The sequence below is a fragment of the Pseudomonas sp. GW821-FHT03C07 genome (assembly GCF_059420925.1).
The window spans coordinates 185,223-206,345 of the sequence record NZ_JBWKUQ010000006.1; the positions used below are offsets into that span (position 1 = coordinate 185,223).

The window sequence follows — 21,123 nt, forward strand, 5'->3', positions numbered from 1 at the left end:
ACAGTGATGTCTGCGCAATTCAAGCTGTTAGAAATGAACGAAAATCGCTATACGGTGGACAGTCCTTTTTATGGAGAAAAGGATTATACGTTCACCTTTGAGTTTACTGCTGTCAATGCGGTCTGGCAGGCGCATGACGCCGACTCTGCCAGTCTTGTTGCCAAACCCAACATCTGGATGGGCGAAAAAAAGCACGACCACTATCGCACGGAGCCACGGGAGGGCGCGGCGAGTGAGAGGGTCTTTTCCTATCGAGAAGGCCGAAGCTTTACACTGGTCTGTTTGAACGATCAGTTGTATCTCATGCTTAGAATATGGGAGGAGGATGCAAGCGGCAAGGTGTCAGCCGCGAGCCGACAGGCTAAAAGTGCGGTGAAAGTGGCGACACGTCAGGTGTCGGGCAAGACCGAACCGCTTATTTTTTCTCACAAGGATCCCTGCGTTATCAAGTTGGAAACAAAAGACGGTGTCTCGGTCGTCAAAGTCTGGAATAGCGAAAAAGCCGGGGAACAGCCTTTTATCCTGGCTGACTTCGGCGAAGATTTTAAAGATTTTTTCTCGGGTTTCAGCGTGTTCCGCTTCAACACGATTCCCGCGCCGGTCAAAAGTGGCCGGCACTCTTTGCAACTGCACAGGGTGGCCGCCTGGGTAGGCAACCCTCAACCCGAAGGCGAGAATAATTTCAGGGATTATCTGAGCGAAAAAAAGCAGGTATTGAAGCGTTTTGGATACCGGCAATTACCGCTGGAGAGATTGTCAGCCCACTACCCCCTGCAAGGAAACCGCTGGAGCACGTTTGGCCAGAACGCTTTTGCCTCCGTGGAAAACCGGCATTTTGCAATCGGGGCTGCGAAGGGACTCTGTTTTGATGCATTCAAAAACAAGTGCTCCATTTTTTTGCGGCCCACGGGAGATCGCGGCGCGTCCAGTAGCGGTATGTTGAATATCGCCTTGAAAGAAGAAGGTTTATCTAAAATCACCACAGTGGTGACGCAAATCGGTGAGTGCAGCCAAGCAGAAGCGGTTTTTGCAAAGCGCAGGCAATGGTTGAATTTCAAGGCGGCTGTCGAGGAGATAGAGGCTTTCGACCCGAGCGAATCCTTCGTCCTTTCTCCTCACTATAAGGATGGATCGATTGCCGCCGTCATCAACACCGGCAAGTTGACGAATCGACTTCCACAGTTCATGAAACGTTTGGCCGCGGCCGATTTTGCCGACGCACGCCGGATCACGGAAACGATGAGCCAGCTTCAAACTGCTCTGCGTGACGACCAGAAAAAGCTGTATGTACGTCGAGAGAAGATGGGGCTACTCACGGTCAAAACCTCCGCGCCGGAGAACAGCCTCGCGTTCAGTCTACAGATACTCAGGCGCATGAATATTGATGCCAGCGGTCGCGCATTGAGTTACGAAGAGAAACTGGTTTTCAGCGATGCTCAGGGCAATGACCATGGACTGATGGATCTAAAGGATTTCCCCTGTTTCCTGTTGTTGTCGTTAAGCGCCGACCGAAAAGAGTTCAGCCTGTTTGCCGCACGTTTGGACAGTGAGCTGGCCACGCCATTGACGCCTGCCTTCCACTACAAAACCTCCGCTACAGCAGATAGCGGCTCGGCTCAGGCCAGTCGAACAATCACTGAAGTTGTTTTGGCGCTTGGCTTGGGAAACGCGTCCCTTGACGGCCCTGTGACGATCTCGATCAAGGATTTGAGCCTGTGGAACACTGCATTGTGGCAACGCCAGGGACTGCTCGGCGCGGCGGACAAAGTGGACGAAGACTATAACGTGAAAACATTGGCCCATCTGAGCTTTTCCGGTTCGTTCAATGCTCTGCTGGAACAATATAAAAAATCCCTGAACGTTTAGGCGGGGCCGTATGCAAAGGTTGTTGTTTGATTATAGTCTGAATCAATATGAAATATCCGGCAGTGGGCTAAACCAGGAGAGCTTGGCCTATTTTGAATCGATCATCACGCTGCTGAAACGTTACGCTATCGTTTTTCCCAGTCTCCAACTGGAAGATAAGGAAATCCGAGCTAGCCAAGGCGCAAGGACTTACCGCTTGGGTGAGATTCATAGTCAAATGCATGAGGGCCGTCGAGTCATTTATCCGTGCTTTCGAGACCAATGGGATTTTGATTTTACCAAGGAGATCTCATCATTTCGGCTCTGGAAGGACATGAACGAAAGTTTGCGAGGGGCTTACTCACAGCTTGAGTCGGATTTATTGACGGCGAGGGGCGAAGGCGCGCGCGCACTGATCCATTTGACCTTGCTGAAAGACTTCATCGCGATGGCTAAATTGCAGGGTGAAGACTTTATTGAAAAGAAAATCGAGTTGAATTTTCTGAAAGGCCTGGTCGCTCTGTATTATTTGGCGATCGTCCAGAAAAAGCTGAGGGTTTTTCACGGCGTCAACGTGTCGGCTACCCTCACACGATCGGCGGGGCGGGTGAAGCGCGCTGTAAAAGGGTCGCTGTATCTTCTGATTGGCGAAGATATCGCCAGTGCCAAGCTGTATCGGGAGTTTTCTTCTTTTGAAGACCCCATTTCCATGCATGTTATCAGTTTGTATTTTTCTTATAAAAGTAAAGGCGGGCTTAAAAATCCCGAGGATTTGCTTAGATTTTCTCTGGCGATAAAAGCCATGATCGCGGCGGATATCGATCGTGGCAGATGGCGGCTTGATGCGACCCTTTTTCCCATCATAGCCGATGTATTGGATCCCCATGGGACCGTACCCGGCGATCCAGAGGCGGTTCGACGTTACCTCGATAATCTGGATGGGGATTTTGTACGTTTCAGAAAGGCAAGACTGGATCAAGCCATTGGCCGTGAGCAGGCGGCTGGGGTTTACAGCATCAGTCACCACTATCGGGTGCAGTCACCTGCGGTCGGTGCGTTCTGGGACACAAAACCGCCAAGGTTCATTGATCTGCTACCGATTGATTACATCAGTCCGAGCCATGCGCAAAGCGGTTTTGATGGAACCATCAATATACTCGCTCATGCGGATGTTTTTGGTTTGGGCGGCGTCTCTAATCCTGAGAGAATCGCGAACTGGCTATATGATAATTTCTCAGGTTCGTTTGGCAAGGATCCGGTAAATTTCAGGGGAATAAAATTTATCAATTTTACCGCCTGTCACTTTCCCAAGGCCATGGCGGAGTATGTAACGGTTCTGTTTCTGGCGCGTTGCCTGGAGGAGGGACGCTTCAAGGTGGTCGGCGGTGATGGCCTGGAAAGGAACTGGCTGCCGAATATCACTGTTATTTGCAGTCCGCATGTTTCGTTGGTGTATCTGGGCGGGCGATTTTGGCCGATTCATTCCTCCTTTGTGGAATCGGGTGACAACATGTCTCCCCTGCCAGGGGTTGTGCTGAACGTCATGAATGCCATGCGGGCTCGTGAATTTTCCAGTTTTATATCCAGAGCCGGTGCTTTGGATCTTAATGAGCCCTATGTTCAACAGTTCCTAAAAGAGACCCATCTGTTTTCCATCGACGGTCTGAACGGAAGTGACTTTCGGGGCGGGGTCATTTCGCAGGATGAGTTCGATCAGGCAAAAAACAAGAAAGCGGCGGATTACAAAATTTATGAGCAAGGTGTCTTGGAGGAGAGAAACCGAAGGCGGGTTGAGCGAGACGTTCTTGTTCAATCGCTGTCGCCGCCATTCGGACCCTTGACGAGAGAACAGCACATTGCCAATACTGAACATTTGGCTTATGAAATGGTGTCTATCAAACCCAAGGGCGAGGGCGCATTTTTACGAGTCAATACATTTGAAACGATGCGGTTGTTGCATGGTTACTACGCAGAGATAAAAAATCGCTACCGCTCTCAGGCACCCGGTGGGAGGGGCGACAGTGAGGCCAATAGCCGAATATACAAGCGGGCCTTGGAGGATCTGAAACGGGAAAACAGAATAAAATTCCTTATTGATCCACTGGATCCGAATTATCATTATAAACGACACGCGATACTCAAATGGTTCAGGGAGCATTTGGGTGTCAACTATAGAGAGTTTCAGGACTTTTCATTTTATAGTCCGCACGAGTCGCGAATGATAGGGTGGGAACCGGAAAATTACGCGTGGACCTCCTATTATAATCAGCAACTGGCAGACATACTGTTTGTCACCACCGCCGGGGACGCGAGCGAAAGCTGATGGTGACGATGCCTTCGACGCCGAACAAACGCTTGGAAGTACTGGATTTTGGCCCGGTCCCGACGGTTCTGTTATTCGGTGCCACCCCGCATCTGCTCTTGAACGTCAATCCTTTTGGCTGGGCGGCCGGTGAGTCCCCGCAGGAGCAGGCCCTCAACAAGTACCAGGTCAGATTGCACCCCGAAACCAGCTACACCTTGCAGTTCAAGACCAGCTTGATGGCGTCAAAGGACCTTGACTCGAACTTTGGCAGTCGTACCGAGTTGCTTGTCCCGCAAGGGACGTTCCAGACGCTGCCTCAGGTCAGTCTGGATCTATCCGGCCAGGAGGATGCGCGCGAGACAATTCCAGAGTTGGACTTGTCGCGGTCTTCCCTGGAGATCGTCAAGTTCAAGGGCAAGAGCACCTTCAGGCTCGATCTGGTGATCGACAATAGTCAGACGGCTTGCGCAATGGAGCAGGTGGTTCGAACCGTGCAACTACCTGCCCATATCAAGTTCAAGAGCGGAGAGCAGCACCCGGTGATGGCGGTGGTCGGGGAAGGATCGCGGCTTACCCTGAGAAACGCCAATGGGCGGTCCCTGCTGCTGTTGAAACGGGAAGTCCGCTATTGTGAGATTGATATTCAGGCGTCGGTCAGCGGTTTTGCGGTCTCTATTTGAATCTCGAGGTCAAACGGCGTCGCGCTGCGTATGTTGCCGCAGTGCCCACTGCACATGTTCCTGGACCAGTTCCGACGGGTAGTCGCGACGGCTGTTGAGCGCTTCAAGCACCGGAATCGTCGAAGGCGCGTTTCCCAGCCCGACCGCCAGGTTGCGCAGCCAGCGTTCATAACCTGCCCGGCGCAGTGGCGAACCCTCGGTATTTTTCAGAAAGGTCTCTTCGTCCCACAGAAACAGCTCGGCCAGCCCGGCATTGTCCAGGCTGTGCCGGGGCTTGAAGTCGCCTTCATCCGACGGGCGGGCGAAACGGTTCCACGGGCAGACCATCTGGCAATCGTCGCAGCCGAACACCCGGTTGCCGATCAACGGGCGCAGCTCTTCCGGGATCGCGGTTTTCAGCTCGATGGTCAGGTACGAAATGCAGCGTCGCGCGTCCAGCACATAAGGCCCGACGAACGCAGCTGTTGGACAGATATCCATGCACGCCGTGCAGCGTCCGCAATGCTCCGTGGCATGGGGGGCATCTACCGGCAGCGGCAGGTCGACGAACAGCTCGCCGAGAAAGAAATAGCTACCGGCCTGGCGATTGAGCACCAGGGTGTTCTTGCCGATCCAGCCGAGCCCGGCCTGTTCGGCGATGGCCTTTTCCAGGACCGGGGCGCTGTCGACGAAGGCGCGGTAGCCGAACGGGCCGATAACCCGCTGGATACGCTCGGCGAGCTGCTGCAGGCGCTTGCGGATCAGCTTGTGATAGTCGCGGCCCAGGGCGTAGCGCGAGACATAGGCCTTTTCCGGTTGACCCAGGCGCTGGGCCATCTGGGTGTCGCCCGGCAGGTAGTCCATGCGCAGCGACACCACCCGCAATGTCCCGGGCACCAACTCGTCGGGATGCGAGCGCTTGCTGCCGTGGGCGCCCATATAGTCCATGTCGCCGTGATAGCCGGCGTCGAGCCAGCGTTGCAGGTGCTGTTCATGCTCGCCCAGCTCAAGGCCGGCGATGCCAACTTGTTGAAAGCCCAGTTCACGGCCCCATTCCTTGATGGATTGGGCGAGGGCGGGAAGGTCGACGCTATTTACAGGCATGAGACAGGAGAAACCTAGGCTTTGATGCGTATAATTCTGCCAGACATCAGAGCTCGACGACGCATGCCGCAGACCAAACCGCCTTTTTCCGATATTCAGTCATTGACCCTCGCCACGCTGCCGAGCCTTCCCGCACGACAATTGGATGCCCACAAGGGGCAGTTCGGCCATGCCCTGTTGATCGGCGGCGACCGGGGGTTTGGTGGCGCGATCCTGCTCGCTGGCGAAATGGCCTTGCGCGGCGGTGCCGGACTGGTATCCCTGGCGACCCGTTCCGGGCATGTGGCCGCCGCGTTGGCCCGGCTGCCGGAGGTCATGGCACTGGGTATCGAATCGGCCAATCAGTTGATGACCGTGTTGGCCCAGGCCAGCGTACTGGTGGTCGGCCCGGGACTCGGTCAATCCGCCTGGAGCCGCAGCCTGTTGTCGCTGGCGGCCAACGCCGGGGTGCCGCAAGTCTGGGATGCCGACGCCCTGAACCTACTGGCCACTGGCAGTTTCGCGCTGCCGGCGGACAGCGTGATTACCCCACACCCGGGGGAGGCGGCGCGCTTGCTGGGAATTTCCACGGCAGCCGTACAGGCGGATCGTCCCGCCGCCGCGCGCCAGTTGGCCCAGCGGTACCAGGCGGTCTGTGTGCTCAAGGGCGCGGGCAGCCTGATTGCCGCGCCGGACGGGCGTCTGTCGATCTGCGAGCGCGGCCATCCGGCCATGGCCACGGCGGGGCTCGGCGATGTCCTGTCCGGGCTGCTCGGTGCCCTGCGGGCTCAGGGCCTGCCGGCGTACGAAGCCGCCTGCCTGGCGGTATGGCTGCACGCCAGCGCCGGCGAACAGTTGGGAAAAAACGGCCGTGGACTGGCGGCCAGCGATCTGATTCCGGTCATTCGACAGTTGCTGGAGGAGCAATCACCGTGTCTGAACTAACCCTTCAACTGCCTGATGAAGAGGCCATGGTGGCGTTCGGCCGGAAAATCGCCGAGGTGAGCCGTGGCGTCGGAGTGATTTTCCTCGAAGGCGACCTCGGTGCCGGCAAGACCACCCTGTCCCGGGGCATCATTCGCGGCCTCGGCCATGCCGGCGCGGTGAAAAGCCCGACCTTTACCCTGGTTGAACCGTACGAAATCGGTGATATCCGTGCCTTCCATTTCGATCTGTATCGCCTGGTCGATCCGGAGGAGCTGGAATACATGGGCATTCGCGACTATTTCGACGGTGCGGCCCTGTGCCTGGTGGAGTGGCCGCGGCGCGGTGAGGGCTTTTTGCCAAAGCCTGACCTGACCATTACCATTAGCCCGCATAATGGCGGCCGTTCGCTGTATCTGTTGTCCCAGGGCGCGCGTGGCGACTCCTGGTGTGCCGATCTGGCATTGGAAATCAAATAAATGATGGGGTTTGGTATGCGCCTTCGCGCGTTGGTTGCTGTCGTGGGATTGTTGCTGGCGGCACTGGCCGTTGACGCCTTGGCGGCGACACAGGTCAAGAGTGTTCGCCTGTGGCGGGCCCCGGACAACACGCGGCTGGTATTCGACCTGTCCGGCCCGGTCCAGCACAGCGTATTCACCCTGACCTCTCCGGATCGGCTGGTGATCGATATCAATGGCGCGACCCTGGGCGGCCCGCTGAACGTGCCGACCGCCAACACCCCGATCAACAGCCTGCGGGCTGCCCAGCGCACGCCGACCGACCTGCGGGTGGTGGTCGACCTGAAAAAGGCGGTCACGCCGAAAAGCTTCGTCCTGGCGCCGAACGCGCAGTATGGCAATCGCCTGGTGGTCGATCTGTACGACAACCCCGCCGATGCCGCGCCCGCGCCGGCACCGACGCCTGCCGTGGCCACCGTGCCGGCGGTCCCGGTAACGCCGACGGAGCCGGCGATCAAGCTGCCGCCGGCTCCGGCGGGCAAGCGTGACATCATTGTGGTGATCGATGCCGGCCACGGCGGCGAAGACCCGGGGGCCTCCGGCTCCCGTGGCCAGCACGAGAAAGACGTGGTGCTGGCCATCGCCCGAGAGTTGCAACGCCAGGTCAGTGGTCAGAAGGGCTATCGTGCCGAGCTGACCCGCACCGGCGACTACTTTATCCCGCTGCGCGGTCGCACCGAGATCGCCCGCAAGAAAGGCGCCGACCTGTTCGTCTCGATTCACGCGGACGCCGCGCCGTCGGCAGCGGCCTTCGGTGCCTCGGTGTTCGCCCTGTCCGATCGTGGCGCCACCTCCGAGACCGCCCGTTGGCTGGCGGACAGTGAAAACCGCTCCGACCTGATCGGCGGCGCCGGCAACGTCAGCCTCGACGACAAGGACAAGATGCTCGCCGGCGTCTTGCTCGACCTGTCCATGACCGCCTCGCTGACCTCCAGCCTCAACGTCGGTCAGAAAGTCCTGAGCAATATCGGGCGGGTCACGCCGCTGCACAAGCAGCGGGTGGAGCAGGCCGGGTTCATGGTGCTGAAGTCGCCGGATATTCCGTCGATCCTGGTGGAGACCGGATTTATCTCCAACTCCAACGAGGCGTCCAAGCTGGCCTCCTCGAATCATCAGCAGGCACTGGCGCGCTCTATCAGCGCCGGTATCCGCCAGTTCTTCCAGCAGAACCCACCGCCGGGCACCTATATCGCCTGGCTGCGGGACTCCGGCAAGATCGCCGAGGGCCCGCGTGACCATCGCGTGGCGCCGGGCGAGACCCTGGCGATGCTTGCCGTGCGCTACCAGGTCTCGGCGGCGACCTTGCGCAGCGCCAACAACCTGAGCAGCGATGAACTGAAGGTCGGGCAGAACCTGACCATTCCCGGTGCTGAACTGGCGGCCAAACAATGAGCGAAGCCCTCAACAGCAACACCCGCATCGAACTGCTCAGCCCGCGACTGGCGAACCAGATTGCCGCCGGTGAGGTGGTCGAGCGTCCGGCCTCGGTGATCAAGGAACTGTTGGAAAACAGCCTGGACTCCGGCGCCAAGCGCATCGATGTGGATGTCGAGCAGGCCGGCGTCAAGCTGCTGCGGGTGCGCGACGACGGCAGCGGTATCTCCGCCGACGACCTGCCGTTGGCGCTGGCCCGTCACGCCACCAGCAAGATTCGCGACCTGGAAGACCTGGAACGGGTGATGAGCCTTGGCTTCCGTGGCGAGGCCCTGGCCTCCATCAGTTCCGTCGCCCGGCTGACCCTGACTTCCCGCACCCGCGATGCCGACCAGGCCTGGCAGGTGGAAACCGAAGGCCGCGACATGGATGCCCGGGTGCAGCCCGCGGCCCATCCGGTGGGCACCTCGGTGGAAGTCCGCGATCTGTTTTTCAACACCCCGGCGCGGCGCAAGTTCCTCAAGGCCGAGAAGACCGAGTTCGATCATCTGCAGGAAGTGATCAAGCGCCTGGCCCTGGCCCGTTTCGATGTCGCCTTTCATCTGCGCCACAACGGCAAGAGCATTCTCAGCCTGCACGAGGCCCATGACGATGCGGCCCGTGCCCGGCGTGTGGCGGCGGTCTGCGGTGCGGGCTTCCTCGAACAGGCGCTGCCCATCGAGGTGGAGCGCAACGGCCTGCACCTGTGGGGTTGGGTCGGCCTGCCGACCTTCTCCCGCAGCCAGGCGGACTTGCAGTATTTCTATGTGAACGGCCGCGCGGTGCGTGACAAGCTGGTGGCCCATGCGGTGCGCCAGGCCTATCGCGATGTGCTGTTCAACGGCCGGCACCCGACCTTCGTGCTGTTTTTCGAGGTCGATCCGGCGGTGGTCGACGTCAACGTGCACCCGACCAAGCACGAAGTGCGTTTCCGTGACGGGCGCATGGTCCACGATTTCCTCTACGGCACCCTGCACCGCGCCCTGGGCGACGTGCGCCCGGAAGATCACCTGGCCGCGCCCGCCGCTGTCGCCGGTATGGTCCGGCCGACGGGGATCGAGGCCGGCGAATTCGGTCCCCAAGGCGAGATGCGCCTGGCGGCCAATCTGCTGGAGCAGCCCCAGGCCCAGCCTTCATCCGCGTTTGCGCCGGCGGCCGGGTCGGGTTCCGGTGCCGGTTATCAATATCAGTACCGCCCGCCAGCCACCCAGATGCCGCCTGCCGCCGAGGCCCAGGGCGTCTATCGCGAGTTTTTTGCGCCGCTGCCGGATGCGCCGACCCTGCCCGACAGCCAGGGCGACGTCCCTCCGCTGGGTTATGCGCTGGCGCAGCTCAAGGGTATCTATATCCTCAGCGAAAACGCCCAGGGCCTGGTACTGGTGGACATGCACGCGGCCCATGAGCGGATCATGTACGAACGCCTGAAGATCGCCATGGCCAGTGAAGGTCTGAGTGGCCAGCCGTTGCTGGTGCCCGAATCCCTGGCGGTCAGCCAGCGCGAAGCCGATTGCGCCGAAGAGCATGTCAGCTGGTTCCAGCGCCTGGGCTTCGAATTGCAGCGCCTCGGCCCGGAAACCCTGGCGATCCGGCAGATCCCGGCCCTGCTCAAGCAGGCCGAGGCCAATCGCCTGGTCCAGGACGTACTGGCCGACCTCATGGAGTACGGCACCAGCGACCGGATTCAGGCGCACCTGAACGAATTGCTCGGGACCATGGCCTGCCATGGCGCGATTCGCGCCAATCGGCGCCTGGCCCTGGCGGAAATGAACGGCTTGCTGCGGGATATGGAAAACACCGAACGCAGCGGCCAGTGCAACCACGGTCGGCCCACCTGGACCCAGCTCGGGCTGGATGATCTGGACAAACTGTTCTTGCGCGGTCGCTGATGACGGGCTCCAAGGCATTACCACCGGCGATCTTCCTGATGGGCCCGACGGCGGCGGGCAAGACCGACCTGGCCATCGAGTTGACCAAGGTGCTGCCGTGCGAGCTGATCAGTGTCGACTCGGCCCTGGTCTACCGGGACATGGATATCGGCACGGCCAAGCCCTCGAAAGCCCTGCTGGCGGAGTTTCCGCACCGGCTGATCGATATTCTCGACCCGGCGCAAAGTTATTCCGCCGCCGAATTTCGCCGTGACGCCCTGACGGCGATGGCCGAGATCACCGCGCGCGGCAAGATTCCGCTGCTGGTGGGCGGTACCATGCTCTATTACAAGGCCTTGCTGGAGGGGCTGGCGGACATGCCGGCGGCCGATCCGCAGATCCGTGCCGAAATCGAAGAAGAGGCCGCACGCCTTGGCTGGCAGGCCCTGCACGACCAATTGGCGGTTATCGACCCGGAATCGGCGGCACGCATCCACCCCAATGACCCTCAACGCCTGAGTCGGGCGCTGGAAGTCTACCGGGTCAGCGGATCGAGCATGACCGCCCACCGTCAGCGACAATCTGCGCAAAGTACTGACGCAGCCGCTTCGGGACGGCCTCAATTACCCTATACTGTTGCCAACCTGGCCATCGCCCCGGCGAATCGTCAGGTCCTGCACGACCGAATTGCACAAAGATTCACACAAATGCTGGAACAGGGGTTCGTAGAGGAGGTCGTAGCTCTGCGTAGGAGGAATGACCTGCATGTCGGGTTGCCTTCTATACGTGCTGTAGGCTACAGGCAAGTCTGGGAGTACCTCGAGGGCAAGCTGACGTCAGCCGAAATGCAGGAGCGCGGCATCATTGCCACGCGCCAATTGGCGAAGCGCCAGTTCACCTGGTTGCGCAGCTGGACGGATCTGCACTGGCTGGACAGCCTGGATTGCGACAATCTGCCACGCGCCTTGAAATACCTTGGGACGATCTCCATATTGGGCTGAGTCCTTGCAATTGCCGTCTATCCTTGGGGGAAAGGCGGTATAAGCCATCCATTTACCTATTTTTTATTATTGATCCTTAAAGGAGTGCGGCACATGTCAAAAGGGCATTCGCTACAAGACCCTTACTTGAATACCTTGCGTAAAGAGAAGGTTGGGGTTTCCATCTATCTGGTCAACGGCATCAAGCTGCAAGGCACGATCGAGTCCTTCGACCAGTTCGTGATCCTGCTGAAGAACACCGTCAGCCAGATGGTCTACAAGCACGCGATCTCGACAGTGGTACCGGTTCGTCCAATTCGTCTGCCTAGCGCAACCGAAACCGAACAGGCTGATGCTGAGCCGGGTAACGCCTGATAGGAGTCTCCTTTGTTCTTTGAGCGCCACGGTGGTGGTGAACGGACCATTCTCGTTCACTTGGAAGGTCAGGACCCTGAGGCGCGCGAAGATCCGCAGGAGTTTCAGGAGTTGGCAGCATCGGCAGGCGCCGAGACCGTCGCGTTTTTCAACGTGCCGCGTCATCGGCCAACCGCCAAATATCTGATTGGCACTGGCAAGGTCGAGGAGCTTCGCGATCTGGTCAAGGCCGAACAGGTCGACATCGTGATTTTCAATCACATCCTCACGCCCAGCCAGGAACGTAACCTCGAACGCGTTTTCGAGTGTCGCGTGTTGGATCGCACGGGCCTGATTCTCGATATTTTCGCCCAGCGCGCCCGCACCCATGAAGGCAAGCTCCAGGTCGAACTGGCCCAGCTTGAGCACATGAGTACGCGGTTGGTCCGCGGCTGGACTCACCTTGAGCGACAGAAAGGCGGTATCGGCCTGCGCGGTCCGGGTGAAACCCAGCTGGAAACCGACCGGCGCCTGTTGCGGGTGCGCCTGCGGCAGATCAAGGGCCGCCTGGAAAAGGTTCGCAGCCAGCGCGAGCAGTCGCGCCGCGGGCGCAAGCGCGCCGATATCCCGACGGTGTCGCTGGTGGGTTACACCAACGCCGGCAAGTCGACCTTGTTCAATTCCGTCACTGAGTCCGACGTCTATGCGGCGGACCAGTTGTTCGCCACCCTCGATCCGACCCTGCGCCGTCTCGAGCTCGATGACCTCGGGCCGATCGTGCTGGCCGACACCGTAGGTTTTATCCGGCACCTGCCGCACAAACTGGTCGAGGCTTTCCGGGCTACGCTCGAAGAGTCGAGCAACTCCGACCTGTTGCTGCATGTGATCGACGCCGCGGAGCCGGACCGGATGCTGCAGATCGAGCAGGTCATGGTGGTGCTTGGCGAGATTGGCGCCCAGGATTTGCCGATCCTCGAGGTCTACAACAAACTCGATTTGCTCGAGGGTGTCGAACCGCAGATTCAGCGCGATGAAGACGGCAGGCCGCAGCGGGTCTGGCTCAGCGCCCGTGACGGGCAGGGCCTGGAACTGCTCGAACAGGCGATTGCCGAGTTGCTGGGCAACGATTTGTTCGTTGGCACCTTGCGCTTGCCGCAGCGTTTTGCTCGACTGCGTGCACAGTTCTTCGAGATGGGTGCGGTGCAGAAGGAAGAACACGACGACGAAGGCATTTGTCTGCTATCCGTTCGTTTGCCCAGGGCCGAGCTCAATCGAGTGGTCACGCGCGAAGGGATGAAGCCGCCGGAATTCATCGAACAACACACTTTGCAATAAAAGCCTGGGAAAGCGGTTGTGCCGCGTTGACAGGCATTCTGTAGCATTGGTCGGCGCGCCGCGGGCGCGTCTTTGCTTTATCAGATGGAGAGCGCTATGGCTTGGAATGAGCCGGGTGGCAACTCGAACAATCAGGATCCTTGGGGTGGCAAGCGCCGTAACAACGGCGACCGCAAGGGGCCACCGGATCTCGACGAAGCCTTCCGCAAGCTGCAGGAGAGCCTGAACGGGTTGTTCGGTGGCGGTAAGAAACGCGGTGAGGATGGCGGTTCGGGCGGTGGCAAGGGCGGCGGTTTCGGTCTGCTCGGCATCGGCCTTGTCGTGCTCGCGGCCATATGGCTGTACAGCGCGGTCTACGTCGTCGATGAACAGGAGCAGGCGGTGGTCCTGCGCTTCGGCAAGTACTACGAAACCGTAGGGCCGGGCCTGAACATCTATTTCCCGCCGATCGACAAGAAGTTCCTGGAGAACGTCACCCGTGAGCGGGCGTACACCAAGCAGGGCCAGATGCTGACCGAAGACGAGAACATCGTCGAAGTGCCGCTGACCGTGCAGTACAAGATCAGCAACCTGCAGGACTTCGTGCTGAACGTCGACCAGCCGGAAATCAGTCTGCAACAGGCCACCGACAGTGCCCTGCGCCACGTGGTGGGTTCCACCGCGATGGACCAGGTGCTGACCGAAGGGCGGGTGCAGATGGCTGGCGAGATCAAGGAGCGCCTGCAACGCTTCCTCGACACCTATCGCACCGGCATCACGGTGACTCAGGTGAACGTCCAGAGCGCCGCCGCGCCGCGCGAAGTCCAGGAAGCCTTCGACGACGTGATCCGCGCTCGCGAAGACGAACAGCGTTCGCGCAACCAGGCCGAAGGTTACGCCAATGGCGTGGTGCCGGAAGCCCGTGGCCAGGCCCAGCGCATCCTCGAGGATGCCAACGGCTATCGCGACGAAGTGGTTTCCCGCGCCAAGGGTGAGGCCGACCGCTTCACCAAGCTGGTGGCCGAGTACCGCAAGGCACCGGAAGTTACCCGTCAGCGTCTGTACCTGGACACCCTGCAGGAAGTCTTCAGCAATACCAGCAAGGTGCTCGTGACCGGCAACAAGAACGGCCAGAGCAACCTGCTTTACCTGCCGCTGGACAAGATGATCCAGAGCGGTTCGGGCGGCAGTTCGCCGGCCAAGGGCGTGGGGCCGATGGCCAGTGGCAACACTGATGTCACGCCGCATATCACCGAGCCGCAACCCACACGCACCCGGGAGAGCCGCTGATGAGCAATAAATCACTGATCGCCCTGATCCTCGGGGTCATCGTGGCGGTGGCTGCCTGGAACTGCTTCTACATTGTGTTGCAGACCGAGCGGGCCGTCCTGCTGCAATTCGGCCGTGTGGTCGAGGCCGATGTCCAGCCGGGCCTGCATGTGAAGCTTCCTTACGTCAACCAGGTGCGCAAGTTCGACGCCCGCCTGATGACCCTGGATGCCCCGACACAGCGCTTCCTGACCCTGGAAAAGAAAGCCGTGATGGTCGATGCCTACGCCAAGTGGCGGGTCAAGGACGCCGAGCGCTTCTACACCGCGACTTCCGGCCTGAAGCAGATCGCCGACGAGCGTCTGTCCCGGCGTCTGGAGTCGGGCTTGCGTGACCAGTTCGGTAAACGCACCCTGCACGAAGTGGTGTCCGGCGAACGTGATGCGCTGATGGCTGACATTACTGCGTCGTTGAATGGCATGGCCGAGAAGGAACTGGGTATCGAAGTGGTCGATGTCCGGGTCAAGGCCATCGACCTGCCGAAGGAAGTCAATCGCAGCGTCTTCGAGCGCATGAGCACCGAGCGTGAGCGCGAGGCCCGTGAGCACCGCGCCAAGGGTAACGAACTGTCCGAAGGCATCCGTGCCGACGCTGATCGCCAGCGCCGAGTGTTGTTGGCTGAAGCTTATCGCCAGTCGGAAGAAGCCCGCGGTGACGGTGATGCCCAGGCCGCCGCGATCTACTCCAAGGCCTATGGCCAGGACCAGGAGTTCTACGCGTTCTACCGTAGCCTGCGCGCCTACCGTGAAAGCTTTGCGGACAAGAGCGACGTGTTGGTGCTGGACCCGAGCAGCGACTTCTTCCGTTACCTGGAAAAAGCCAAGCCCTGATCCAAGACGCATCATGCCCCCTCCGCCCGGCAGCTAAAACGCCGGGCGGGGTGATCCTTTCGGAAAACGGGTGTATGATGCGGCAGCCGGGAAATTCCCGGCTTTTTTGCGTCTGTATGTTTGATAGGCAGGCGGCGGGTTGATCGACCCGACAGGTTTTTCGAGGAAAGTGGTAGGCGAAGCCGATTTCAGGCTGTTCGTCGCGTCGTTCTTGCGCGCGCGTTAACCATTTTCTGCTTCACTCAAGGCTCGCCTGCGGGCTAGCTGCCCGGATCATAGGGGAAAGGCGTTAATGGCAACGGTAGATCGCTGGCTCCTGCCAGATGGCATCGAAGAAGTACTGCCGCCTGAAGCGGCGCGCATCGAAGTGGCGCGGCGCCAGGTGTTGGACCTGTTCCAGAGCTGGGGCTATGAGTTCGTTGTCACCCCGCATATCGAGTATCTGGAATCCTTGTTGACCGGCGCTGGCCAGGACCTGGACCTGCGCACCTTCAAGGTGATCGACCCGCAGTCGGGCCGGCAGATGGGGTTCCGCGCCGATATCACGCCGCAGGTGGCGCGTATCGACGCCCACACTCTGCGGCGCGAAGGCCCGAGTCGTCTGTGCTACGCCGGCAGCGTGCTGCATGCGCAGCCGCGGGCCTTGTCGTCCTCGCGCAGTCCGATCCAGTTGGGCGCCGAGTTGTACGGCGATGCCAGCCCGAGCAGCGACGTCGAGGTCATCAGCCTGATGCTGGCGATGTTGCAACTGGCCGATGTGCCGGATGTGCACATGGACCTTGGCCACGTCGGTATCTATCGTGGCCTGGCTCGCGCCGCCGGCTTGTCCGGTGAAGTGGAGCAACAGTTGTTCGATGCCCTGCAGCGCAAGGCGATCGATGAAGTGATCCAGTTGACCGAAGGTTTGCCGGCCGATCTGGCCGCCATGCTGCGGGCGCTGGTGGATCTGTGTGGTGGCCGCGAAGTGCTGGCGGCGGCGCGTGAGCGCCTGGCCGGTGCGCCGCCACAGGTCACGGCGGCGCTGGATGACCTGTTGGCGATTGCCGAGCGGCTGTCCGCGCGTTTCCCGCAGTTGCCGCTGTATTTCGACCTGGGCGAGTTGCGCGGTTACCACTACCACACCGGTGTGGTGTTCGCGGTGTTCGTACCGGGTGTCGGCCAGGCCATCGCCCAGGGCGGTCGTTATGACGACATCGGCGCGGATTTCGGGCGTGCGCGTCCGGCCACCGGTTTTTCCACCGATTTGAAAACCCTGGTGACCCTGGGGCGTGCCGAGATCGAGCTACCGTCTGGCGGTATCTGGATGCCTGACAGCACGGATGCGGCACTCTGGCAGTTGGTCTGCCAGTTGCGCGGCGAGGGTCAGCGTGTGGTCCAGGCCTTGCCCGGACAACCATTGGCCGCCGCCCGCGAAGCGGACTGCGACCGGCAATTGATTCAGCAGAACGGGCTTTGGCAAGTATTGCCGCTGGCTTCTTGAGTTTTCCCGCCGGCGGCTGCCGGCACCAAGTTTGCGCGAATGAGGACAAGTGTTATGGGTAAGAATGTCGTAGTCCTGGGCACCCAGTGGGGTGATGAGGGCAAAGGCAAGATCGTTGATCTGCTGACCGAACATGCTGCCGCCGTAGTGCGCTATCAAGGTGGCCACAACGCTGGACACACCCTGGTGATCGACGGAGAGAAAACCGTCCTGCACCTGATCCCGTCGGGTGTCTTGCGCGAAGGCGTACAGTGCCTGATCGGCAACGGCGTGGTGGTTGCACCGGACGCCCTGCTGCGGGAAATCACCAAGCTGGAAGAGAAAGGCGTACCGGTGCGTGAGCGCCTGCGTATCAGCCCGTCCTGCCCGCTGATCCTGTCCTATCACGTGGCCCTGGATCAGGCTCGCGAGAAGGCCCGTGGCGAGCTGAAGATCGGTACCACCGGTCGTGGCATCGGCCCGGCGTACGAAGACAAGGTCGCGCGTCGCGGCCTGCGTATCGGCGACCTGTTCCACCGCGAGCGTTTTGCCGCGAAGCTGGGCGAGTTGCTCGACTACCACAACTTCGTGCTGGTCAATTACTACAAAGAGCCGGCCATCGACTTCCAGAAGACTCTCGATGAGTGCATGGAATACGCCGAGCTGCTCAAGCCGATGATGCTCGACGTCACCGCCGAGCTGCACAACCTGCGTCGTGCCGGCAAGGACATCATGTTCGAAGGTGCCCAGGGTTCGCTGCTGGACATTGACCACGGTACCTACCCGTACGTCACCAGCTCCAACACCACCGCCGGCGGCATCGCCACTGGTTCGGGCGTGGGGCCGATGTACCTGGATTACATCCTCGGCATCACCAAGGCCTACACCACCCGTGTCGGTTCGGGTCCGTTCCCGACTGAGCTGTTCGATGATGTCGGTGCCTTCCTGGCCAAGCGTGGCCACGAATTCGGTGCAACCACCGGTCGTGCCCGTCGTTGCGGCTGGTTCGACGCCGTGATCCTGCGTCGCGCCATCGACGTCAACAGCATCTCGGGCCTGTGCCTGACCAAGCTGGACGTGTTGGACGGTCTTGAAACCATCAATATCTGCGTGGGTTACAAGAACGAAAATGGTGCGGTCATCGACGCGCCGACCGATGCCGACAGCTACATCGGCCTGGAGCCGGTGTACGAGCAAATGCCGGGTTGGAGCGAGTCGACCCTGGGTGCCAAGACCCTGGAAGAGCTGCCGGCGGCGGCGCGTGCTTACATCAAACGTATCGAAGAGTTGGTCGGCGCGCCGATCGACATTATTTCGACAGGTCCGGATCGCAACGAAACCATCGTTCTGCGCCACCCGTTCGCCTGATAAGCCGTTGATGTAGATCACAAAGGGTCCCTTTTGGGGCCCTTTGTCGTTTCTACCTGTTGTTCGGCACGGGCCTTGCTGGGATTATCCTCTAAAAAAGGTGCCATCAAATTAATGGCGCCAAAGTCGAGGAATCTCCAGTGTCGGCCGTTCTCTCACTGTTACAAAGCCGTCTATTGCGGCCTGTGTTCGTTACCCTGGGTATCGCTCTTTTGGTGCAGGTGCTGGTGGCGGTCGCTCTGACTCGAAGCACGGTCACTGCGCTGGAGGCGGATCTGGGGACTCGTCTGGGTATCGACAGTCAGAAGCTGTCCGGTGAATTGGAGCAAGCCGGTAAAGAGGTGACGTCGAGTCTCGACAGCCTTTCGGTCAGTACGCGCCAGCGTCTGACCAGCGGCTTGTCCTCGCGGCTGAAGGATGAGCAGGCTCAGTTGCGCACGGCGTTGGAGAAGGATCTGAGGGATTCGGCCAACGACATGGCGCAGTTGCTGGCCTCCGTGGCCCCGCGGGCCATGTGGGACAACGACGTACCGACCCTTTCCGAATTCGCCCGCCGCGCTCAGCGCAATCCGAACGTGCTGTTCGTGGTGTATGACGATGCGACCGGTGAGCACCTGACCCGCTACCTGAATCGGGAAAACCCGATCAACAAGGCCCTTTTGGAAAAGGGCGAGGGTGAGCGAGCGCTGGACAAGGTGCTCAATGCGGCGAAGAACGATCCGTCGGTCTACTACCTCGAAGCGTCGATCAGCCCCAATGGCGTGGAAATCGGCAAGGTGCGGATGGGCGTTTCCACGGCCTCGGTCGAAACCGACCTGAAGGCGCTGGACCAGCGTTTCACGGCCTTGATCGCCAGCAGCGACAAACTGGTGGGCGACAGCCTGCAAGGCGCCTCGGCGGACAGTTCCAAGGCCATGCAGGCCCGTTTGCAATCGGCCCAGGCCACCGCTTCGCAAATGCAGGTCAATACCACTGCAACGGTGCAGGATGCGGCGCAGACCTTGCGCTGGCGGATCGGCATGGGCCTGGCCCTGGTCGGCCTCGGTGTACTGCTGTTGCTGGCGGTGGTACTCGGGCGGCGGGTGGTCAACAAGTTGCATCTGCTGATTGCGGCCTTGAATGACCTGGCGGCGGGGGAGGGTGATCTGACCAAGCGCGTTCAGCTCAACAGTAATGACGAGATCGGCGACATGGCCTCGGCGGTGAACCGCTTTGTCGACAAACTGCAGCCTATCGTGCGCGAAGCCGGTGATGTGGCCCAGCGTACCGGAGTGGAAATTGGCCAGATGACCTTGCGCAATGCCGGTGCCGATGCCGCCGCCGGCTTGCAGCGTGACGAAGTGGCGCAGAGTTTGCGCGAGCTGTCGAAGATGGCCGATGACGCGCAGGCCGAAAGCCATGCGATGCAGGCGGCGTTGAAGCAGGTGGTGGATATTCGCCAGGCGACGGATGAAAACACCCGGACCTCGGCCCAGGTCGGCAATCTGATCGAGGCCCTGGCCGGGCAGGTGGATACCGGTGCCAAGGTGATCGAGCGGTTGGCGCAGCAGAGTGAACAGATTGAAGTGGTGCTGACGGTGATTCACGGGATTGCCGAGCAGACCAACCTGCTGGCCCTGAACGCGGCCATCGAGGCGGCGCGGGCGGGTGAGACCGGTCGCGGGTTTGCCGTGGTGGCGGATGAGGTGCGGGCGTTGGCGAGTAAGACGCAAAGCTCCACCGGCGATATCCAGGCGCATATCGGTGCCTTGCAGCAGGGCGCGCGGGAAGCGGTGGCGGCCATCGGTCAGGCGGGGCGTCAGGCCAGTGAAGGCTTGGCGGTGTTGCGTAGCAGTGTGAAGTTGCAGCAGAGCGTGCAGTCTTCGGTAGAGCAGGTGCATGCGGCGATCGGTCTGGCGACTCAGGCGGCGGCGCATCAGGCCGAGGGCGCGCATGCGGTGCGTGGGCGGGTCGAGGTGATCCATGCCCAGGCCGAGCGGGCGGCGCAGGCGGTGGTGGAAACCACGGCCAGCGGCAAGGTGCTGGACAGCCTGGCGGGGCAGCTCAAGGCGAGCCTGGGGCAGTTCCGGGCCTGATTTGTGGTGTCAGTGGCGGCCCCTTCGCGGGCAAGCTCCGCTCCCACAGGTTTTGTGTCGCGCTGCTAACCTGTGGTTGAGCGTGGACACGGTGGGAGCGGAGCTTGCCCGCGAAGAGGGCCTCAGGGTCGACAAAGTACGGGCTGAGTACCTATCTGTGGCAAGCCCGCTCGCCACAGGTGTGTGGTGTGTCCAGGAAAATGATGGGATCAGAAACGCAAAAACCCGCTTTCGCGGGTTTTTGTGAGATTTCAGAGTGTTACTCTGAAACTTGAATTGGTGCCCAGAAGAAGACTCGAACTTCCACGACCTTGCGGTCACCAGCACCTGAAGCTGGCGTGTCTACCAATTTCACCATCTGGGCAGCATCAGCAGCGTTGCACGCCGTTGATGGGACGCACTATACGGAGAGCCTTTTGATCTGTAAACCCCTGTTTTGCTTTTAATAAATCAAATTTGGGGGCTTGCCGGCGATGGCGTCCGCAAGATCGCCACATGGCTCAAGGGTCTCATCGCTGGCAAGCCAGCTCCTACAGGGTTCGTGTCGTAACAAAATCTGTATTCGACGCTGCCTCCCATGTGGGAGCCAGCTTGCTGGCGATGGCGTCGGCAGGATCGATGCAAGGCTTGCTGGCCTCATCGCCGACAAGCCGGGTGTGGCGTATTCGGGAAAGTGTCGGGGCCAGAAACGCAAAAACCCGCTTTCGCGGGTTTTTGTGAGATTCCAGAGTGTTACTCTGAAACTTGAATTGGTGCCCAGAAGAAGACTCGAACTTCCACGACCTTGCGGTCACCAGCACCT

16 protein-coding genes, 1 tRNA gene and 1 pseudogene are annotated in these 21,123 nt (G+C 60.2%); 15 read left to right on the plus strand and 3 right to left on the minus strand.

Annotated features, from left to right (window positions below):
- Nucleotides 1-6 precede the first annotated feature (6 nt).
- The 3 genes from AC07VG_RS14415 to AC07VG_RS14425 are packed head-to-tail and all read left to right on the plus strand — an operon-like array spanning nt 7 to nt 4,830.
- Nucleotides 7-1,866: a hypothetical protein gene (locus AC07VG_RS14415; RefSeq protein ID WP_495021390.1), complete on the plus strand. Its 1,860-nt coding sequence runs from the start codon at nt 7-9 to the stop codon at nt 1,864-1,866.
- Between the two features lie 10 nt (nt 1,867-1,876).
- Nucleotides 1,877-4,168: a hypothetical protein gene (locus AC07VG_RS14420; protein WP_495001288.1), complete on the plus strand. Its 2,292-nt coding sequence runs from the start codon at nt 1,877-1,879 to the stop codon at nt 4,166-4,168.
- On the plus strand, nt 4,168-4,830 hold the full coding sequence (locus AC07VG_RS14425; RefSeq protein ID WP_495021391.1) for a hypothetical protein: 663 nt from the start codon (nt 4,168-4,170) through the stop codon (nt 4,828-4,830). Before AC07VG_RS14420 ends, AC07VG_RS14425 begins: the two co-directional genes overlap by 1 nt.
- A 9-nt stretch (nt 4,831-4,839) precedes the next feature.
- On the opposite strand, the gene queG is transcribed toward AC07VG_RS14425, so the two are convergent.
- A complete protein-coding gene (gene queG, locus AC07VG_RS14430; protein WP_495001290.1) occupies nt 4,840-5,913 on the minus strand; it encodes a tRNA epoxyqueuosine(34) reductase QueG in 1,074 nt (357 codons plus the stop codon).
- Between the two features lie 63 nt (nt 5,914-5,976).
- On the opposite strand from queG, the gene AC07VG_RS14435 reads away from it, so the two are divergent.
- The 12 genes from AC07VG_RS14435 (at nt 5,977) to AC07VG_RS14490 (ending at nt 20,321) form a co-directional block, all read left to right on the plus strand.
- Complete coding sequence (locus AC07VG_RS14435; RefSeq protein ID WP_495021392.1) at nt 5,977-6,837, plus strand: NAD(P)H-hydrate dehydratase; 861 nt, start codon at nt 5,977-5,979, stop codon at nt 6,835-6,837.
- A complete protein-coding gene (gene tsaE, locus AC07VG_RS14440; protein ID WP_495021393.1) occupies nt 6,825-7,295 on the plus strand; it encodes a tRNA (adenosine(37)-N6)-threonylcarbamoyltransferase complex ATPase subunit type 1 TsaE in 471 nt (156 codons plus the stop codon). The genes AC07VG_RS14435 and tsaE overlap by 13 nt, the downstream gene beginning before the upstream one ends.
- A gap of 3 nt (nt 7,296-7,298) precedes the next feature.
- A complete protein-coding gene (locus tag AC07VG_RS14445) occupies nt 7,299-8,726 on the plus strand; it encodes an N-acetylmuramoyl-L-alanine amidase (protein ID WP_495001437.1) in 1,428 nt (475 codons plus the stop codon).
- Nucleotides 8,723-10,633 (plus strand): DNA mismatch repair endonuclease MutL, encoded by a 1,911-nt coding sequence (gene mutL / locus AC07VG_RS14450; RefSeq protein ID WP_495021394.1) that lies wholly within the window; start codon nt 8,723-8,725, stop codon nt 10,631-10,633. The genes AC07VG_RS14445 and mutL overlap by 4 nt, the downstream gene beginning before the upstream one ends.
- The gene (gene miaA, locus AC07VG_RS14455) at nt 10,633-11,613 is read left to right on the plus strand and encodes a tRNA (adenosine(37)-N6)-dimethylallyltransferase MiaA (protein ID WP_495001294.1); all 981 of its coding nucleotides are present in this window, start codon (nt 10,633-10,635) and stop codon (nt 11,611-11,613) included. Before mutL ends, miaA begins: the two co-directional genes overlap by 1 nt.
- A gap of 93 nt (nt 11,614-11,706) precedes the next feature.
- Nucleotides 11,707-11,967, plus strand: coding sequence for an RNA chaperone Hfq (gene hfq, locus AC07VG_RS14460; protein WP_123423785.1), 261 nt, complete (start codon nt 11,707-11,709; stop codon nt 11,965-11,967).
- A 12-nt stretch (nt 11,968-11,979) separates the two neighbouring features.
- Nucleotides 11,980-13,281: a ribosome rescue GTPase HflX gene (gene hflX, locus AC07VG_RS14465; protein WP_495001295.1), complete on the plus strand. Its 1,302-nt coding sequence runs from the start codon at nt 11,980-11,982 to the stop codon at nt 13,279-13,281.
- A gap of 96 nt (nt 13,282-13,377) precedes the next feature.
- Nucleotides 13,378-14,550 carry an FtsH protease activity modulator HflK gene (gene hflK / locus AC07VG_RS14470; protein ID WP_495021395.1) on the plus strand — a complete coding sequence of 391 codons (1,173 nt, stop codon included), beginning with the start codon at nt 13,378-13,380 and terminating at the stop codon, nt 14,548-14,550.
- Nucleotides 14,550-15,419, plus strand: a complete 870-nt coding sequence (gene hflC, locus AC07VG_RS14475; RefSeq protein WP_495001297.1) for a protease modulator HflC — start codon at nt 14,550-14,552, stop codon at nt 15,417-15,419. Before hflK ends, hflC begins: the two co-directional genes overlap by 1 nt.
- Nucleotides 15,420-15,711: 292 nt before the next feature.
- Nucleotides 15,712-16,899: an ATP phosphoribosyltransferase regulatory subunit gene (locus tag AC07VG_RS14480; protein WP_495001298.1), complete on the plus strand. Its 1,188-nt coding sequence runs from the start codon at nt 15,712-15,714 to the stop codon at nt 16,897-16,899.
- 54 nt (nt 16,900-16,953) lie between these two features.
- Entirely contained in the window at nt 16,954-18,246 is a 1,293-nt protein-coding gene (locus AC07VG_RS14485; protein ID WP_017125065.1) for an adenylosuccinate synthase, read from the plus strand.
- Nucleotides 18,247-18,386: 140 nt separating this feature from the next.
- On the plus strand, nt 18,387-20,321 hold the full coding sequence (locus AC07VG_RS14490; protein ID WP_495001299.1) for a methyl-accepting chemotaxis protein: 1,935 nt from the start codon (nt 18,387-18,389) through the stop codon (nt 20,319-20,321).
- Between the two features lie 277 nt (nt 20,322-20,598).
- Here the strand turns inward: AC07VG_RS14490 and AC07VG_RS14495 are convergent.
- Together AC07VG_RS14495 and AC07VG_RS14500 are read right to left on the minus strand one after the other, a co-directional pair.
- A tRNA-Leu gene (locus AC07VG_RS14495) sits at nt 20,599-20,685 on the minus strand.
- Between the two features lie 166 nt (nt 20,686-20,851).
- Nucleotides 20,852-21,123, minus strand: a pseudogene (locus tag AC07VG_RS14500) (hypothetical protein); the annotation flags it as partial.

Bases quoted from the DNA above. Each gene is read 5' to 3' on its own strand.
- hfq (WP_123423785.1), top strand. From the start codon at position 11,707: ATGTCAAAAGGGCATTCGCTACAAGACCCTTACTTGAATACCTTGCGT.
- AC07VG_RS14485 (WP_017125065.1), top strand. From the start codon at position 16,954: ATGGGTAAGAATGTCGTAGTCCTGGGCACCCAGTGGGGTGATGAGGGC.
- queG (WP_495001290.1), bottom strand. From the start codon at position 5,913: ATGCCTGTAAATAGCGTCGACCTTCCCGCCCTCGCCCAATCCATCAAG.
- AC07VG_RS14425 (WP_495021391.1), top strand. From the start codon at position 4,168: ATGGTGACGATGCCTTCGACGCCGAACAAACGCTTGGAAGTACTGGAT.
- AC07VG_RS14435 (WP_495021392.1), top strand. From the start codon at position 5,977: ATGCCGCAGACCAAACCGCCTTTTTCCGATATTCAGTCATTGACCCTC.
- miaA (WP_495001294.1), top strand. From the start codon at position 10,633: ATGACGGGCTCCAAGGCATTACCACCGGCGATCTTCCTGATGGGCCCG.
- AC07VG_RS14480 (WP_495001298.1), top strand. From the start codon at position 15,712: ATGGCAACGGTAGATCGCTGGCTCCTGCCAGATGGCATCGAAGAAGTA.
- mutL (WP_495021394.1), top strand. From the start codon at position 8,723: ATGAGCGAAGCCCTCAACAGCAACACCCGCATCGAACTGCTCAGCCCG.
- hflK (WP_495021395.1), top strand. From the start codon at position 13,378: ATGGCTTGGAATGAGCCGGGTGGCAACTCGAACAATCAGGATCCTTGG.
- AC07VG_RS14415 (WP_495021390.1), top strand. From the start codon at position 7: ATGTCTGCGCAATTCAAGCTGTTAGAAATGAACGAAAATCGCTATACG.
- AC07VG_RS14420 (WP_495001288.1), top strand. From the start codon at position 1,877: ATGCAAAGGTTGTTGTTTGATTATAGTCTGAATCAATATGAAATATCC.
- hflC (WP_495001297.1), top strand. From the start codon at position 14,550: ATGAGCAATAAATCACTGATCGCCCTGATCCTCGGGGTCATCGTGGCG.
- AC07VG_RS14445 (WP_495001437.1), top strand. From the start codon at position 7,299: ATGGGGTTTGGTATGCGCCTTCGCGCGTTGGTTGCTGTCGTGGGATTG.